The 16,078-nt window shown below is 48.2% G+C and carries 15 protein-coding genes and 1 CRISPR repeat array; of the genes, 7 read left to right on the top strand and 8 right to left on the bottom strand.

The window, feature by feature from the left end; genetic code table 11:
• Positions 1-209 precede the first annotated feature (209 nt).
• Positions 210-1,568 carry an FAD-dependent oxidoreductase gene (locus JUF10_RS07515; RefSeq protein ID WP_203641595.1) on the top strand — a complete coding sequence of 453 codons (1,359 nt, stop codon included), beginning with the start codon at positions 210-212 and terminating at the stop codon, positions 1,566-1,568.
• 296 nt (positions 1,569-1,864) lie between these two features.
• On the opposite strand, the gene JUF10_RS07510 is transcribed toward JUF10_RS07515, so the two are convergent.
• A complete protein-coding gene (locus tag JUF10_RS07510; RefSeq protein WP_203641603.1) occupies positions 1,865-2,548 on the bottom strand; it encodes a type 1 glutamine amidotransferase domain-containing protein in 684 nt (227 codons plus the stop codon).
• Positions 2,545-2,883, bottom strand: a complete 339-nt coding sequence (locus tag JUF10_RS07505) for an ArsR/SmtB family transcription factor (RefSeq protein ID WP_203641594.1) — start codon at positions 2,881-2,883, stop codon at positions 2,545-2,547. Before JUF10_RS07505 ends, JUF10_RS07510 begins: the two co-directional genes overlap by 4 nt.
• Positions 2,884-3,046: 163 nt before the next feature.
• Between JUF10_RS07505 and JUF10_RS07500 the strand changes: the two genes are divergently transcribed.
• Both JUF10_RS07500 and JUF10_RS07495 read left to right on the top strand, forming a co-directional pair.
• Positions 3,047-4,060: an NADP-dependent oxidoreductase gene (locus JUF10_RS07500; protein ID WP_203641593.1), complete on the top strand. Its 1,014-nt coding sequence runs from the start codon at positions 3,047-3,049 to the stop codon at positions 4,058-4,060.
• Positions 4,061-4,221: 161 nt separating this feature from the next.
• A complete protein-coding gene (locus JUF10_RS07495) occupies positions 4,222-5,886 on the top strand; it encodes a tyrosine-protein phosphatase (protein ID WP_203641592.1) in 1,665 nt (554 codons plus the stop codon).
• A gap of 185 nt (positions 5,887-6,071) precedes the next feature.
• On the opposite strand, the gene JUF10_RS07485 is transcribed toward JUF10_RS07495, so the two are convergent.
• Both JUF10_RS07485 and JUF10_RS07480 read right to left on the bottom strand, forming a co-directional pair.
• Positions 6,072-6,371: a UPF0158 family protein gene (locus tag JUF10_RS07485; RefSeq protein WP_203641591.1), complete on the bottom strand. Its 300-nt coding sequence runs from the start codon at positions 6,369-6,371 to the stop codon at positions 6,072-6,074.
• 73 nt (positions 6,372-6,444) lie between these two features.
• Positions 6,445-7,386, bottom strand: coding sequence for an ADP-ribosylglycohydrolase family protein (locus tag JUF10_RS07480; RefSeq protein WP_203641590.1), 942 nt, complete (start codon positions 7,384-7,386; stop codon positions 6,445-6,447).
• Positions 7,387-7,631: 245 nt separating this feature from the next.
• Here JUF10_RS07480 and JUF10_RS07475 point away from each other — a divergent pair, with 245 nt between their 5' ends.
• The 4 genes from JUF10_RS07475 (at position 7,632) to JUF10_RS07460 (ending at position 10,652) form a co-directional block, all read left to right on the top strand.
• Entirely contained in the window at positions 7,632-8,093 is a 462-nt protein-coding gene (locus tag JUF10_RS07475) for a hypothetical protein (protein WP_203641589.1), read from the top strand.
• 253 nt (positions 8,094-8,346) lie between these two features.
• The gene (locus tag JUF10_RS07470; protein ID WP_203641588.1) at positions 8,347-9,516 is read left to right on the top strand and encodes a DUF2075 domain-containing protein; all 1,170 of its coding nucleotides are present in this window, start codon (positions 8,347-8,349) and stop codon (positions 9,514-9,516) included.
• A 128-nt stretch (positions 9,517-9,644) separates the two neighbouring features.
• Positions 9,645-10,124: a GNAT family N-acetyltransferase gene (locus tag JUF10_RS07465; protein WP_203641587.1), complete on the top strand. Its 480-nt coding sequence runs from the start codon at positions 9,645-9,647 to the stop codon at positions 10,122-10,124.
• Between the two features lie 99 nt (positions 10,125-10,223).
• Positions 10,224-10,652 carry a nuclear transport factor 2 family protein gene (locus JUF10_RS07460; protein WP_203641586.1) on the top strand — a complete coding sequence of 143 codons (429 nt, stop codon included), beginning with the start codon at positions 10,224-10,226 and terminating at the stop codon, positions 10,650-10,652.
• A 54-nt stretch (positions 10,653-10,706) separates the two neighbouring features.
• On the opposite strand, the gene JUF10_RS07455 is transcribed toward JUF10_RS07460, so the two are convergent.
• The 4 genes from JUF10_RS07455 to JUF10_RS07440 all read right to left on the bottom strand — a co-directional run bounded on the left by JUF10_RS07455 (position 10,707) and on the right by JUF10_RS07440 (position 16,075).
• Positions 10,707-12,026, bottom strand: a complete 1,320-nt coding sequence (locus JUF10_RS07455) for a replication-associated recombination protein A (RefSeq protein ID WP_203641585.1) — start codon at positions 12,024-12,026, stop codon at positions 10,707-10,709.
• A gap of 101 nt (positions 12,027-12,127) precedes the next feature.
• Positions 12,128-12,887: a CRISPR direct-repeat array (repeat unit 28 nt; unit sequence GGATCACCCCCGTATACACGGGGAACAC).
• 165 nt (positions 12,888-13,052) lie between these two features.
• A complete protein-coding gene (locus tag JUF10_RS07450; RefSeq protein WP_203641584.1) occupies positions 13,053-13,772 on the bottom strand; it encodes a class A sortase in 720 nt (239 codons plus the stop codon).
• Positions 13,759-14,556, bottom strand: coding sequence for a class C sortase (locus tag JUF10_RS07445; protein ID WP_203641583.1), 798 nt, complete (start codon positions 14,554-14,556; stop codon positions 13,759-13,761). The genes JUF10_RS07450 and JUF10_RS07445 overlap by 14 nt, the downstream gene beginning before the upstream one ends.
• Positions 14,557-14,599: 43 nt before the next feature.
• Positions 14,600-16,075, bottom strand: a complete 1,476-nt coding sequence (locus JUF10_RS07440) for a SpaA isopeptide-forming pilin-related protein (protein WP_203641582.1) — start codon at positions 16,073-16,075, stop codon at positions 14,600-14,602.
• Positions 16,076-16,078: the final 3 nt, after the last annotated feature.

Below are 16,078 nucleotides of genomic sequence, written 5' to 3'. Positions count from 1 at the left end.
AAAACGTAAAATCCCCATCAAGCACTTGAATCATGTGTTTGATGGGGATTTTGGAGTTTCTGGTGAATAATTCAGGTACTAGGTTAATTAATGACAGAAAGAAATACTCAATTTCGCGAAAGTGACCCCCTAAACTGTTTAACCCGCGATTTCTTCGTGAAATATATGCTATACTAAGTTAACTAATAGCGGAAAGAAATGATTATCCTATGAAAGTCGTCGTTATTGGCTGCACCCATGCGGGGATTGCCGCCGTCAAAGAAATATTGACCTATTACCCCGGTGCAGACATCACTGTCTATGAGCGCCAGTCTGAAATTTCATATTTGTCTTGCGCTTCTTACTTACAACTTGAAGGCACGATTACAACCATCGAGGATGCCCGTTACGCGGATCCCGAGGATTTTGTGAAGCAGGGCGTGCACATGAAGGTCAACCATGACGTTGTGCGCGTTGATGCTAAGACCCACACGTTACTGGTCCAAGATCTGTTGACGAAGAAGCTGACGAATACAACCTATGATAAATTAATTATGGCAACCGGGTCGATTACCGCCATTCCGGCCATCCCCGGCATTGAAAACGCCAAGGTCCAACTATGTAAAACGTATGACCAGGCCCATGACCTGTGCGACTACGCCCCAGATTCCAAGCGCATCGCCATTATCGGTGGTGGCTACGTGGGGGTCGAGTTGGCCTCGGGCTATGTGACTTCAGGGCATGAGGTCCTCCTGATTCAACGCCCAAGCCACTTATTAAATGCGTACGTCGAGCCTTTGATAGCCGATAAAGTTGCTGAGGTGTTGAAGAAACGCGGCGTCCATTTGCTGACCGATACCCAGGTGACGGCCTTTAAGGACGCGCCAAATGGTAAGCTCCTGATCAACACGGAACATGGCCAGGATTACGAAGTGGACATGGCCGCCATTAGTGCCGGTATGATTCCCCAAACCGACCTGTTGCAAGGCCAAGTGGATATGGCGAAAAATGGTGCCCTGTTGACGGATGACTACATGCAAACGTCTGACCCCGACATTTTAGCGGCGGGCGATGCGGCCATGTGTCACTACAATCCAACGGACGAAGACGCGTATGCCCCACTGGTTTCGCACGCGATTCGCCAAGGTGCGCTAGCCGGGATCAACACCTTCGAACGCCGGCTGCGGACGATTGGAACGCAGATTACGACCGGGATGATGATTTTTGACTACACGGTCGCCTGCACGGGAATGACCTTGGAAGCAGCAAAGGCGGCGCGGCTCAATGCAGCTAGCGTGGTCTATGAAGGCCCCTACCGCCCAGAATTCATGCCAGATGCCTACCCGGTCACGGTGGAACTGATCTACGACCGGAACACACGGAAGATTCTGGGCGCGCAACTGATGTGCGAACACGACGTCGCCCAAGCGGCCAATACGGTCTCCGCCTTAATTCAGAATAACGGGACGATCGACCAGCTGGCCTTTCTGGACATGCTGTTCTCGCCCAACTTTAATGACACCTATAACTACCTGAACTTGGCCGGCCAGTTGGCTGTGAACCAGGAAAAAGGGTATTTGCGAACTTAAACAGCCACAATTTAATAGAAAACAGCTAAAGCGAATCACCAGCGATGAAAAGTTGGCGATTCGCTTTTTTTGAATTAACTACTTTAAGTTCTTTCCTCTTTTTATAGCTAAAAAAGGGTATTTCTCAGTTTAGAAGAGCTCCAACTAGAGATTAACCAATTCTATATAACTATCCTGACACCTCTTGCTGGCATTTTGAGAGTATATGGGCGCCCGAAAATCAGTCAAGCCAACCTCATCTATTCTTTTTGCAATTGAATCTTCACCAGTAGCCCCATAATGATGTCTTCCCACAACTACTTGTGACTCAGACTTTTGACCAGCAACCGAGCGACCGCCTTAGCTGAAAATGGATTTTGCCCCGTAATCAACTGGCCGTCTTGAACGGCGTACTCACTGTAAGCGCGATGCTTGCTGAACTTTGCGCCACGCTTCTCGGCCTCGACTTGATTGAAGAAGGGAACCACTGACCGTTTGCCCGCTAAGATCTCTTCGGACTTGGTAAAACCAGTAATCTTCCGCCCAGCAATTAGGTAAGCTCCGTCAGCTAATTTTACGTTCAACAACCCCGCAATTCCGTGGCAGACTGACGTGACAAACCCGCCATTTTTATAAATATCAGCAGCTAAGTGCTGCAATGGTTGGTTATCTGGGAAGTCCCACATAACGCCGTGACCACCCGCGTAGTAAATCGCCGCGTAATCGGCCGCGTTCACCTGGTTTGGCATAAGCGATGCAGTTAACCCGCGTTGCTGAAAGTCGGCAGACTCGTAGAAGTCCATGACCTCATCGTCCGTATATTTCATGCTCCGGGGGTCCAACGGTACAAACCCACCCTTAGGACTCACGTAGTCCACCTGATACCCCGCCTGCTGCAAAATCAACGCAAACTCGGTTGCCTCTCCTAGCCATAAACCGGTGGGATCCGTAGTCGTGCCATAACGGGTTGTATTCGTTAGCACGATTAAAATTTTCTTCATAGTTGCTGATTGCATTTCATGATCTCCTTAACGTGGTCGAGTAGGCTACTCAATTTATCAATCTCGGTCGTCCGGTGCGTGAGATAATAGAAGTTTTTCGTCCCCTCACGCCGATAATCGACTAGCTTAGCCTCTTTTAAAATTTTCAAATGGTGCGAGACGGCTGGCCGAGATAGTCCGGTAACGCCGACCAGATCCGTCACCTGTAAACCACGATGAACCACCTTTTGATCAAGCAACGAAATGATGATAGCCTGCCGCTTCTGATCACCCAAGGCGATTAGAAAATCGCTAGACTTCGTAAATTCGTGTTTGAGTTTCGTTAAATTTGACATATTTTTCTCCGTTCGTTTATCATTTTAAACTATTAAACCATTTTATATTTTCGGTGTCAAGCACTTGTATTCAGGTGTTTTATCCGTTGACATTTTAAAATTGTTCGATTAATATATCATTGCTTAGTTTAAAAATATAAACGGTTTAAAAGGAGCAGACATCATGCACAAAACGATGAAAGCAGCACTGATTACGCACTATAAGCAAATGACCCCAACCATCGAATCCGTCCCCATCCCTCTACTCAAGCCAAACGACGTCCTCATTAAGGTCAAGGCCGCTAGTATCAACCCGGTCGACCTGAAGATTATGGCGGGCGGAATGAGAATGCTCCTCAAGTACCAAATGCCCTTGATCATTGGCAATGACTTTGCTGGTGAAATTGTGGCCGTGGGAACGCAGGTCACACAGTTTAAGATAGGTGACGCCGTCTACGGTCGACCACGCAAACAGCGGATCGGTACGTTTTCGGAATACTTTGCCACTGATATAGCTGATATTGCGCTCAAGCCTGTTAACCTCAGCTATGAGGAGGCGGCCGCAATTCCTTTAGTTGGATTAACCAGCTATCAAGCACTTCACGACCTGATGGACCTCCAACCAGGAAAAAAAGTTCTGATTCAGGCCGGAGCTGGTGGGATTGGCACGCTAGCCATTCAACTCGCTAAGGAGTTGGGTGCGGAGGTGACCACGACAACTAGTCAGAAGAATATTGACCTTGTGAAATCACTGGGTGCAGATCGTGTGATTGACTACCACCACGAAGACTTTGCGGACATATTAACGAACTACGACGCCGTCTTTGATACCCTCGGTGGAAAGCAGTTGGAACAAGCTTTCCGCATCGTCAAACCAGGCGGCCAGGTTGTGAGCATCACTGGATTACCAAACGAGCGCTTCGCCAAAGAATTTAGTCTCCCCCGTTGGAAACAGTGGCTATTTCGACTGGCGACCCAACGACTACATCGTTTAGAAAAACAAACACAGGTACATTATCACTTTCTCTACATGTGGCCCAGCCATTCGGAATTGATGGTACTGACTCGGCTGATTGAGTCTAATCGACTACGACCAGTCGTGGACCGCGTCTTTCCCTTTGCGGAGCTAGCGCAAGCTCTACAATACTCGCAAAAAGGACATGCCCAGGGAAAAATTGTCGTGCGAATTGGGGAGTAGCCCATATGTGTTGGGTGCTAATTTAGTGTATAATTCGTTTTCAAAATTAAAAAAATAAATCATTTACAAAAGCCATACCTGCTGGCCATCAAATCCTTACGTACGTTCGCTATCCTTAAAACAGTAGCCAAAATACACGCACCACTTGCTGGAGGATTTCGATGACTCATCACCTACACCGCACTTTAAGTCTTAGCATGCTGACCCTAACGCTAATGGGTATGGGAACGCCCGTCGTAACTAGTCTGGCCGCAACGATTCCAACTGACCAGCCGGCAACCAACGTGCCCAACCCAGTTGATCCAGATTTAGCGCCAATTATGAATGGTGCGAAGATGCCAGAAGCCATGGCTCTTCCCCCTGTACCAGCAAATGGCCAACCTGGCTCACGAATCGCACTGTCAAAAGATAAAAAAGGATACAACGCCAACACTCGTGATTTAGGCGGTTATCTAACTAAGGACAAAACTAAGAAGATCAAACCCGGAACTTTGTTTCGCTCGGCGCAGATAACGAAGCTTAATAACGAGGATGCCGCTAAACTTGCAAGCTTCAAAATTGGCCTAATCATTGATCTAAGAACACCCCAAGCCCACCTTTCAAAGATTGATGCACCTATTGGCCAAGCTAAGTCTAAAGTTGACTCTATTTACTCTAAAGAAGATGACGATGCTTTATCCGGGGGCGACCACTACAATCGAAAAAATGGTGGCTCAATCGCATTTAGTCGTACCGCATTAACCGGCTATCATGACTTCTTGACTGATCTGCTGTCTGCTGAAGCTCCCGTCCTATACCACTGTAAACACGGTAACGACCGAACTGGAATCGCAACGGTCATTTTAATGTCTGTCCTGGGAATGAGTAATCAAGACATCATTAACGACTACTTGATGTCCAACAACTATGTCGATAAGAAGGTCAACTACGCTTGGCTTAAAACCTACTTTAGTCAAATTGATGAACGATTCGGTGGCATGGAAAACTACATCACTAGTAAGGATGGGCTAAACTTCGGTGCAGCCCAACAAGACGCCCTGAAGGCTAAGTACTTAGTCGCTTCTGGAATGACCAAGCCAACTGAAAAACCAATTGGACCAAACAATGTAACATCTGGTTCTGAAACGCCTTCCATTCCAAGTACTGTAAAACCGGGTCCTGAGAAGCCCTCTACCCCAAGCACTGTAAAGCCTGGAGCTGAAAAGCCCTCTATTCCAAGTACTGTGAATCCAGGAGCTGAGAAGCCCTCAATTCCAAGTGCTGTGAAACCAGGACCTGAAAAACCCTCTACTCCAAGCGCTGTAAAACCAGGACCTGAGAAGCCCGCTACTCCAAGTGCCGTGAAACCAGGACCTGAGAAACCTTCTATTCCAAATACTGCAAAGCCCTCACCTTCAAAACCAGTTGTGCCGAATCCACATACGCCAAATGCAACATCAAAACCTGAATCAACGAAAAAGCCTGTGATTCAGCCGGTAGAATCCATTCAAAACCCCAGCACAACCTACACCCGACCTAAGTCTCAAAAATCTCGAAAGATTAAAGTAAAAATCTTCTCCATCAAGAAAATCAAACACGCGAAATTTGTTCACCTAAAGTCTCACCGTGCTTACTTCTTCGATCTTCATTTAAAGCATAAAGTTGGGACGTCTGGTAAAACCGGGCTGCATCCAAAGGCCAAGTGGAAAATGATCAAGCGCGCCAAAATCAGTGTCAATGGCAAGCTCAAGAACTATATTGAAGTTCAAAGTCCTCATGGAAAGAAGCGCTGGATTTTGCTAAAAGATGTCCTGATGGTTAAACCCAATACACATCATGTCCATTAATCAAATCTTATATTAAAAAATGGTCTCTCTAGCTTGGAAAAAAATCCAAGTCAGAGAGACCATTTACATTTACTTATAATCATCAACCAACTCAACGTGGTTATCCTGACACCATTCGCTGACAATCCGCTGATATGTAGACGCGCGGAAATCATACCACTTCTGCGTCAAGCCAAACTCATCCGTCAGCTCACGAAAGCGCCGAAAAGCACCACGACCACTAATTCCGTTTTCCAGTCGATTCTGTTGCCCTCATCCGACAAGCTCCAGATAAACTGTTCCATAATCTGATAATCATTAATGTCATATTTCGATGGCAACCTGATATACCGATCAAAATTTTCTTCTAACTCTTCTTTTTCGCTATCCTCACTAATTTCATCGTTAATAAACAGGATTTCGCCACTATCCATGTTGTAGTAATAATGCGTTTCGTCATCCGTAGACTCGATTGCATCTACCATATCACTTAATTTAACTTTCATCTGAGTCATTTCCACAGAAAAATTTACTTCGCTTCAATTTATACCCGTTATTCCTAGACCTAGGATATCAACATTAATCGTTGGCAAATTTATCCGCAAATTCTGAAAATTTCTGATTTAGAAACTCCGTACTTAACGTTTGGCTCCACCATTCGGAGTCGACCGACACAGTTGGGTTTTCAGTAATTGCCAAAGACGCCGCAACTGTCGCAATAGTGTCCGTATCTCCACCAAAATTAACAGCTTTCAAAATAACCCGTTTTGGCGTCTTTTGATTCAAAACTAGCCAAATAGCCGCCAGTAGCGTATCCACAACGTACCCAGATGTTCGAACAGCCTCTGCTGGCATCTGACTAAATTCTATATCAAATAACGGTTGATAATACGGAATTTCTGCGGCGTACTCTGTTCTCTTTAAAAATCCGTTCAAAATAGGCTGTGTCATCGTTATTGCTTGTACCAGCGTCCAGCCATTAAGAATATAATGCAGTAGCTCAAGAAAAATAAAACTGCCTACCACGGAACGCGCGTGTCGATGAGTCAATACTGTATAATCACGCGCTAGTTCAAAGCGATTAGCCACTTCTGACTCATGCTGCAACACAATAGCTAGGGGTGCAATACGCATCAGATCCCCATTCCCGTTAGCTTCTGGTGAGGCATCCCCACATTTCAACGGCGTTATTTGATTGACCGCAAAATTTCGAACAGCATGGGCACACGTCCGACCAATATCAAAAATTTCTCCACGGGGTGTGTTAGTCCCATATCGCATATAGCTCTCAAAGCGTTGCATAATATCGTCGTAATCTCCGCCAGTAGTTAGATTCTCTAGTAAACAAAGTGTCATCGACGTATCGTCTGACCAACTTCCAGCCGGCTGCTGCCAAAAACCACTCGCTTGCATCGCCGTAATCTCTGGATAGGTCCCACGTTTTCTCATTTCAGCCGGTACTCCAAGTGCATCAGCAACAACTGCCCAACGGAGACAATTTATAATTTCTTGACGTTTCATGGTAGCTTTCGACCTTTCTTTTAAAACGATTACAACCAGCTTGAACCAGCACCTCATAATTAACCATTCTACTTCCTAAACCATACCCCACCACACTTTCGTTAGCAACAAGGGACCTGCCCGACTATCAATTAAACCTCTCGAATTCTCTCTGGCAATTTACAAGGAAAAACGCGTGTACTTCTGCTTTTGATTCCCCACAACCTCTATACGTATACTGAACAAGTTAAGGAGGAAATCTATTCATGGATAAAATTAAAACATCGATTCTGATTGCATCTGTCACTTTAGGTTTATCACTCATCACACCAATGTCTAATCAATCTACACAAGCAGCCACTGGACACAAAGGTATGCCCGCCGCTTTACGTGGAAATTGGTCACATCCAATCAAAAAGTTTCCAAAAGATTGGTCTGAAAAAGGGCCCGGTAGCATTAGACTCAAAATTACTAAGGACTCATTTTATAACATGTACTACTCAAAGAAGGGGGAGCTTGTCGATCCTTACTTCTTCTTTGCTCATCCACGATATACTAAAATTGGTAAACACACCTATCGTTTTCTCGGTGGTCACGGTGTGAGCGGCAAATCCAGTGGCTTCGGTCACAACGATCATCTGCAAATCGTCAAACAAGGCAACAAGATTAAGTACAAATATACTTGGTCACCTAAAGTGAAATATTCCGCTTGGTTCTACAAAAAGTAGCCTGCTAAATCTAGAAAGCCTCTAAAGTTATCTGCCTACACAGAATAACTTTAGAGGCTTTCTACGTTGGTATTCTCGCATATAAATTCATTCCCTAACCTATTTGATTCTCAAGAACTTTGATTCCCCAGCTCACAACTCCCAATAATTTCCAGCGCCCCCACATTTACCTGCTATAATGGACAATAGCTTTCTCCGCAGGCACCTCAACCACCGCCCACGTCAAAGCAATGACTGCATAAGGAGTTCCAGAATGAATAAAATTTTAAAAGCACAATTTTTCGTCGACGACCTGTCTGACGATCAAAAGCACGTCATCACGAACATCAATGACTACATCAAGCAGGGGCTGACCGGCGACACATCTTCCGTTGCCATCATCCAAGGCGCTGCCGGGACTGGGAAATCGGTCGTTTTGATGGAGCTGGTTCGGCAATACATGACCGACCATCGCTACAAGACCTCCCTGGTCGTCAATCATCCTGAGCTGTACAAGGCTTACCAGGACCTCGCCGAGTCGATTCCAAACATGAAAGCTAGTGACATTCGGCGGCCAACTTCTTTAATTAACTACGCGCAAAAGAACAACAAGAAATACGACATCATTTTCGTCGATGAAGCGCACCTTCTCTACTCCAAGTCGGAACCGTACGCGCATTACCGCGGTCAAAATCAGCTGACTGATCTGATGAATTTGGCTAAAGTGGTCGTGGTCGTCTATGACTTCGAGCAAGTCTTCCAGTCCAAGATGTACTGGGACAAGGACCTGCTGTTCAAGACGATTGGGTCACACCCCCACAAGTCGTTTGACATGAACTTCCAATACCGAATGGTCGCAAGCGACGAACAAGTGGCCTGGATGGACGATTTGAGTGCTGAAAAACCTTTGAAACCCTTCCCCGACAACAGCGATTTTGAATTTAAACTGTTCGATACCGCCGGCGAGCTCTTCGAAAATATCAAGAAGCGCAATAAGGAATACGGCATGAGCCGAGTCGTCGCCACCTCCGGCTTCCCTCGAATCGACGGGCGCCACAACGTCGAAATGGACAGCTTCAGCCTGCCATGGGACGAGTGGGACCCGCAACGGACGCACTGGGCCAAGCGTGAAGGTTCCATCACCCAGGTTGGCACGATCTACACGTTGCAAGGCTTCGACCTGAACTACGTGGGCATGATCATCGGCCCCTCGTTTGGCTATGACCCCAAGACCGACACGATGACCATCATTCCTGAAAAGTATTCTCACAAGGAAATTTTCAAGAAACGCAAGGATAGGCAGTTCACCCGCGACGAATACAAGGTGTTCATCGCCAACGTCCTCAACGTGCTCATGAAGCGCGGTAAGTACGGCCTCTACCTGACCGCTTACGACGACGCTCTTCGGAAACGCCTGCTTGAATTGGCGGAAACTGGAAAATAACGGATTTTAAAATAGACGTCACCGGTCAGCTATCCCCATTCGATAGTCGACCGTGACGTCTTTTCAATGCCACTTGCTCTGTACCTTGATTTGATAGAAAATGAGGTCAACTTAGGAGGTCCTTTCCCATGCCACTCATCACGCGACGTGCCCCGCAACCAGACGACTTAGATTTCTATCATACCTATCGGACCAATGCCCAGATTGCCTTGGCGGAAGGCCGCACACCTGATACCTCGCTACAGGCCACTCAATCCCATCTGACCGCCCTGCTCGCTAGAATCTCCTGGGTCATTCTCCATGAGTCGCAGCCCATCGGCAACATCGCCATCTGGGGCTTCAACGTGCAACGGACCACCGCCGAGTTGGCTTACGGTCTCCTCCCACAGGATCAGGGCCACGGTTACATGGCGACCGCACTAGAAAACCGTTCAGTTTGCATTTACCAGGCTCCATTTACAGCGACTAGATTGCTACACCGCCGCAACCAATCTGCCATCCCAACGACTACTGGAACGTCACGACTTTCAGTTTCAACGTTACATTTCCGAGGAGAACCTGGCTGGCACACCGACCAAAATGGCCGTCTACGCCCTAGCAGCAGCTAATGTTCCACGTGAAACACACTAGTCTGACTTCTCCCTTGACTGTAACGTTACGGCATAGCTTACACTAAGGTCATCATGATTTATCAAAGGAGAAAACTAATGACTACCGAAAATAACACGCTAACCGACAAGATTATTGCATTGGAAAAGGGCGCTTTGGACAAATGGTTCAAGGGCGATACGTCCGGTTACTTGACGATTTGGTCCCAAAAGAGTTTTTCCTATTTCGACAGTTTCAAACCGGAGCGGGTCGATACCTATGCCGCCATCAAAGACTTCGTGCTCGCCAACGTTGAGGGCAAGCTCTTCGCCGACACCTATGACTTCGTTGCGCCCCGCGTTCAGGCCAGCAGCGACATGGCGATTCTGACTTACCAGTTGTTTGCAAAAACTTCGCTGAACGACATGCGCTACAACTGTATTGAAGTCTATCAGCGCGAGGGCGACGACTGGAAAGTGGTCCACTCAACCTGGTCCGTTATTCGGCCAATGGATGTGACCTTTGACCGCAACAAGCCGCTCGTTTAACTAAAATTACGTGCCAAAAAAGGTGCCCTCCTCGTGAGAGCACCTTTTGTCTGCTTAGCCATGTTGCTGATGCCAAGCCTTGATTTGTTCCAACCGGTCCTTGAACCGCCGCTCGTTGCCTTCGCTTGTCGGCAAATAGTACGTGTGGCCTTCCAAAGATGGCGGCATGGTCTTCATCGTCGTCAATTTATCCTTGGCATAGTGCGCCAATTCGTAACCCTTACCATACCCTAAGTCTTTCATCAGCTTAGTTGGTGCATTGCGAATTTGTAGCGGCACCGGATCATTTGCCGTCTGTTTGACATCCTTGGCTGCGGCCAACCGCGCCTTGTAAATGGCGTTGGACTTCGGCGCCAGCGACAGGTAGGTCACCGCCTCCACCAGATGAACGTCGCACTCAGGCATGCCGAGAAATTGGCAGGCCTGGAACACGTTGATGGCCACGTTCAGTGCGTTCGTGTCCGCCAACCCAACGTCTTCACTAGCAAATCTGACTAACCGGCGCGCGATGTACAACGGGTCTTCCCCGCCTTCCAGCATCCGCGACAGCCAGTAAATGGCAGCATCCGTGTCGCTATTACGCATGGATTTATGCAGCGCGGAAATGATGTTGTAGTGCTCCTCGCCGTTTTTATCGTACAATACGAATTTTTTGGTAATCAGTTGGCCGAGGTTTTCCATGGTGACCGTGGTCGTGTCATCGACCTTTTCACCATTCAAAATGGCCATTTCTAGCGTATTCAAAGCCATCCGCGCATCCCCGTCCGCAAAATGGGCAATGGCTTGGATTTCATCCTGACCAATCTTAATGGTCTGTTTGCCAAAACCATCGGGATTGCTGAGGGCGTTCTCCACCAATTTGACAATGTCCGCTTGCTTCAACGCCTTCAGGACAAATACCTTACACCGTGACAACAGCGCGGAATTGATCTCGAACGATGGGTTTTCTGTCGTCGCGCCAATCAAGATGATACTCCCGCGCTCGACGTACGGCAGAAACGCATCCTGCTGGGCTTTGTTAAAGCGGTGAATTTCGTCGACAAACACCATCGTCCGCTGACCAATCTCACGGTCCAACTCCGCCTGTTTCATAATCTTTTTAATTTTACTGATACTGCTATCAACCGCACTAAAACTCAAAAAACTCGACTGGGTCTTGCGCGCAATAATCTCCGCCAAGGTCGTCTTACCGACACCCGGTGGGCCCCAGAAAATCATCGACGAGACTTGGTCATTTTCAATGATTTCTCGAAGAATCTTCCCGGTTCCGAGCAAGTGCTGCTGCCCGACAAACTGGTCCAGATCCTTTGGTCGCACGCGACTAGCCAACGGCGTATTTTGCGGCTGACCTGAGAATAACGATTCCTGTTGCATCTAAAAAGCACCTGCCTTTCGACCTCATGTAACGTTCATAGTAAGCTATGACGTTACGTTACAGTCAATGGGTAGGGCTTGGGATGGTGGAAAATTTTTTTGAATCTACCCCGTATACATGGGGAACACTTCGGCGACAAAGAAAGATGAGTCAGATAGATAGGATCACCCCCGTATACACGGGGAACACTCATCAAAGGGAAGATTCATGCCAAACTGATAGGGATCACCCCCGTATACACGGGGAACACCTCCACGGGTATCGCATGATGCGGAAAATGAAAGGATCACCCCCGTATACACGGGGAACACCAACAGATAGAACCAAGGAATCCCCAAGCATAAGGATCACCCCCGTATACACGGGGAACACAAACAAACACGGATGGGGAGGTGGTGGCTATGAGGATCACCCCCGTATACACGGGGAACACATGGTCTTTTTAAACCACTTAATCGGGTGAAAGGGATCACCCCCGTATACACGGGGAACACAGTTCAAGTTCACTTGGAAGCCTATGCGCTCCAGGATCACCCCCGTATACACGGGGAACACTTTGGCCTGGCTATCAAAAGGCTTTCCAACTTGGGATCACCCCCGTATACACGGGGAACACTGGTAAGGAATACGCATTTGCCAACCTTCACGAGGATCACCCCCGTATACACGGGGAACACTACTGGGTCGTCAATGGCGGTGGGGATGACGTGGGATCACCCCCGTATACACGGGGAACACTTTGTCACTCATGTTTTTTCCTCCTATGCTCAGGGATCACCCCCGTATACACGGGGAACACGAAGCCCGGTTGATTTCTTCCAAGTCAGCTTCAGGATCACCCCCGTATACACGGGGAACACACTAAACAAATCCCACTACGCCGGCATTCCTAATTTCCAAAACACGTGAATTTCATTAGCTTGCTTCTAAAGCATACATCAGCAATCTCATGTTAACAACCAACCTAGCACCTAAAAAAGCTGCACAATAAAGGCCCAGCAAATGCCGGGCCTTTATTGTATCATCTAACTTTTTATTCCCACTTTAGCCGCCTTCACCGACTGCAACTCACCTTGCACCACCAGCCGTTTGGGCTCGCCCCGCCTAGCCGAGTTACACGTGATCAGCGTCACCAGCTTTTTGCCGGGAACATCGTCGATGACGTCGACTTTATGCCGGTCGATCACTTGGACCCGCGTGACCCGGTAGCGATACACCTGCCGCTTATCTGTCAGGTACACGCTATCTCCTTTGCGAACCCCTTTTAGTGGGGAAAATAGGAGCCGCTTGGTGGTCATATAGTGACCTGCCAGCGCGTAATTGCCTTGGCCCATGCGTTGGTCCGCCTTGAGGGTTCCCGCCCCCCTGACCAGAACGGCATTGCCGACACCGATACCGATCGGTAGGTCCAGTCCAACCGCTGGGACCCGAATCTGGCCAACCGCCCCGTAGTCACTGGTGCCGGTCAATTCACGTATGCCATACCCCGCAACCGCTAGTGGGGTTAGCTGAGACGTCTTCTCGTAGTTGAACGGGTCCACTTTGCCCTGCTCTCGCTCGGCCTGTACCTTTTTGGTTGCCGCCTGGACACTCTCCGCCGTCATCCCTCGCGTTGCCGCCTCGCTCAGCCGCGTCACCGAGGAGTTTTGCGTTAGTCCCATCAGGACCAATCCGCTCCCGATGAGAAACATCACCGCCGCTAACCAGAGGGAAGTTCTTTTTGCATGTCGCTTACCTGTTGCCATTTAGCTTCCCTCCTTTCTTGCGGCGGTAGCGTCGATAACCGACCCACGCACCCGCCATGAGTGCCAGAATTGCCAACGCCAGAACCACTTTCTTGTAGCGGGTCCAGACGAACTTGCCTTTGGGAATCGTCTCCGTTTCGTTGGGGATTCGTTGACCGGTCACCAGCAGACGGTGCGTGTTGATCATATACGGCGTGCAAGTCATCAGCGTTACCTGATTTTTCGCCGCCGACCGGCTGATGGGTTGCCGCGTTGCCGCCTTCACCGTGCGAATCGAGGTCACCTTGTAGGTCATCAACCCGTAAGCATTTTTGAGGTAAAAACGGTCGCCGCGGTCCACCCGCCAGAGATCGGTGAACAGCTGGGCCCCGGGCAAGCCGCCGTGGGCTGTGATCAAACTGTGTTGGTCCTTTTCACCCTGCGGAATGTCCGTCCCATGAACCAGTCCGGCGTATTTCTGGAGGACTTTTTCACTGGTACCGACAAACACGGGCAGCTCCACGTCGATCTTGGGAATCGCCACTAGCGCCACGGGTTTGGTCTCGACGAACTGTTTGCCATCCTTTTTAAATGGGTCCTTCACCGTTGCTTCTTGGTTGCCTGAGGACTGCTGTAAGGAGCCTTGGAGCGCCTTGAGTTGCCTCGCACTCGCCGTCTGGAGCTGGTTTTTATACGCAACGAGGACCCCCTGCTGTCGCCAGCGGGTCACCACGTTGCTCGCGGCCGGGTAACCGATAAGGCCCAGGCCTAAGCAAAATAGTAGGATTGCTAGCCATTTACGCATGTGGGGGTCCCCCCTTCTCTAGTTGTCTGAGTGTCGGTTTACCTTACGCCATTTTCCGGTGCCGGTAGTACATGAAGCCTGCGCCACCCATCAGGATTGCCCCGATGAGGAGGAACAGCCAGATACCCATTCCACCGGTGATTGGTAAGGCGTAGCGTTCGTTTTCGATGATTTGGGGTTTGATTTCAGTGATTTCTTTTTCAGTGAACTCAAACTTAGTTGCCTGCTTCAAGAGCGCATAGCCGGTTGGCGCTTGCGTTTCGACTAAGTTGTACTGCTGGATATTGCGTACCTTTTGGTCGTAAACGTAAGGGACACCGGTGATGGCAAAAGTCCCATCTTCGTCGGATACTAATTCTGTACCCTCACTCTTCTTGTCAGTCCACTTCACAAACTGGTTGCCATCAAGCACGGCCCAAGTCATCTGGCCTTCTCCATCGATACCCTGGACCTTAAATTTCGCGCCGGCCAATGTTTTGTTTGTCTTACCGTCTAACTTCACGAAGCTGGCATTACCTAGGATCAGGTAGTTCAGAATACCAATTTGGTCTTCTTCAATCTTGAAGTATTTTTTATTCGGACTTGCTTCATAATCTGTGATTTTGCCAGACTTATCTACCTTAAATTTCAGAGAAACTTTGTGGTCCTTAATTTCCGTTTGATGATACCAAGGATAATCAGCAATTGAGGATTCCGTCAGCACATACCATACACCAGCTTTCAAGCCGCCGAATTCGACCTTTCCATTCTCACCAGTAGTTAGTATTTGAGTTAACTCCTTATTTCCTAAAAGCTCTCCATCATCCCGTTTTAACTCGAAAGAAACATTTTCCAATGCGACGTGAACATCACTAGTTGGATTTTCCGGGTCAATCCCCACCTTATGAATCGTAGGGTCCACGTTATCGGCAACAACGTTCTTAGGGTATAGGTGAATCGTGTCTTTATCGGTCAGCGGTAGCCCAATAATCATCGGTGCTGACAATCCCGTCAGATACTTGGTAGGTGCGGCAGTTTCCATAATCAGGTAGAAGCCGCTATTCGTTAACTTCTTATCAAACTCCAGTCTACCGCTTTTGCCAGACAACTCTTGCGTCGTAACTAGCTTTAACTTTTCCTTCTCCACAAAGTCTTCCTGAGCCTGAATCAACTCTTTTGGATCTGTCTTTCCACCTACGATATCCTTAATCATCGCATTCCGCTGTCTTACGAACTCTTTGTTGTTCACTTGACCTTCAATGCCATCTTTACCTTTGAAGTAGTCTGTCACGTCATAGATGCTGTAGGTCACATTACCAAACTTGTCGGCATCGTAGGGAACCACTTTATCTCCCAAATTTGTTATTTCATCGCCGGTATTTTTAATCTTAGCGTCGGATTCATTTTCCATCTTGTGCAGCACCATCGTGACTTCACTCGGAATTGATTCGCTAGCGGTTGCGGTCAGCTGACCACCTAGTGTGAGGCCGCAGAAGGCGAACGTCGCCAGGGCCAGTTGTCGTAATCTTGTGAATTTCATGGG

The organism is Levilactobacillus andaensis (assembly GCF_016861695.1).
Taxonomy (GTDB): domain Bacteria; phylum Bacillota; class Bacilli; order Lactobacillales; family Lactobacillaceae; genus Levilactobacillus; species Levilactobacillus andaensis.
This window is presented reverse-complemented; position numbering and strand designations above follow the sequence as displayed.

What these genes read in the sequence shown, in the direction of transcription:
- JUF10_RS07485 (WP_203641591.1), bottom strand. Translation starts at nt 6,371, where the DNA reads ATGAAAGTTAAATTAAGTGATATGGTAGATGCAATCGAGTCTACGGAT.
- JUF10_RS07515 (WP_203641595.1), top strand. Translation starts at nt 210, where the DNA reads ATGAAAGTCGTCGTTATTGGCTGCACCCATGCGGGGATTGCCGCCGTC.
- JUF10_RS07465 (WP_203641587.1), top strand. Translation starts at nt 9,645, where the DNA reads ATGCCACTCATCACGCGACGTGCCCCGCAACCAGACGACTTAGATTTC.
- JUF10_RS07440 (WP_203641582.1), bottom strand. Translation starts at nt 16,075, where the DNA reads ATGAAATTCACAAGATTACGACAACTGGCCCTGGCGACGTTCGCCTTC.
- JUF10_RS07460 (WP_203641586.1), top strand. Translation starts at nt 10,224, where the DNA reads ATGACTACCGAAAATAACACGCTAACCGACAAGATTATTGCATTGGAA.
- JUF10_RS07505 (WP_203641594.1), bottom strand. Translation starts at nt 2,883, where the DNA reads ATGTCAAATTTAACGAAACTCAAACACGAATTTACGAAGTCTAGCGAT.
- JUF10_RS07450 (WP_203641584.1), bottom strand. Translation starts at nt 13,772, where the DNA reads ATGGCAACAGGTAAGCGACATGCAAAAAGAACTTCCCTCTGGTTAGCG.
- JUF10_RS07475 (WP_203641589.1), top strand. Translation starts at nt 7,632, where the DNA reads ATGGATAAAATTAAAACATCGATTCTGATTGCATCTGTCACTTTAGGT.
- JUF10_RS07510 (WP_203641603.1), bottom strand. Translation starts at nt 2,548, where the DNA reads ATGAAGAAAATTTTAATCGTGCTAACGAATACAACCCGTTATGGCACG.
- JUF10_RS07480 (WP_203641590.1), bottom strand. Translation starts at nt 7,386, where the DNA reads ATGAAACGTCAAGAAATTATAAATTGTCTCCGTTGGGCAGTTGTTGCT.
- JUF10_RS07500 (WP_203641593.1), top strand. Translation starts at nt 3,047, where the DNA reads ATGCACAAAACGATGAAAGCAGCACTGATTACGCACTATAAGCAAATG.
- JUF10_RS07470 (WP_203641588.1), top strand. Translation starts at nt 8,347, where the DNA reads ATGAATAAAATTTTAAAAGCACAATTTTTCGTCGACGACCTGTCTGAC.
- JUF10_RS07455 (WP_203641585.1), bottom strand. Translation starts at nt 12,026, where the DNA reads ATGCAACAGGAATCGTTATTCTCAGGTCAGCCGCAAAATACGCCGTTG.
- JUF10_RS07445 (WP_203641583.1), bottom strand. Translation starts at nt 14,556, where the DNA reads ATGCGTAAATGGCTAGCAATCCTACTATTTTGCTTAGGCCTGGGCCTT.
- JUF10_RS07495 (WP_203641592.1), top strand. Translation starts at nt 4,222, where the DNA reads ATGACTCATCACCTACACCGCACTTTAAGTCTTAGCATGCTGACCCTA.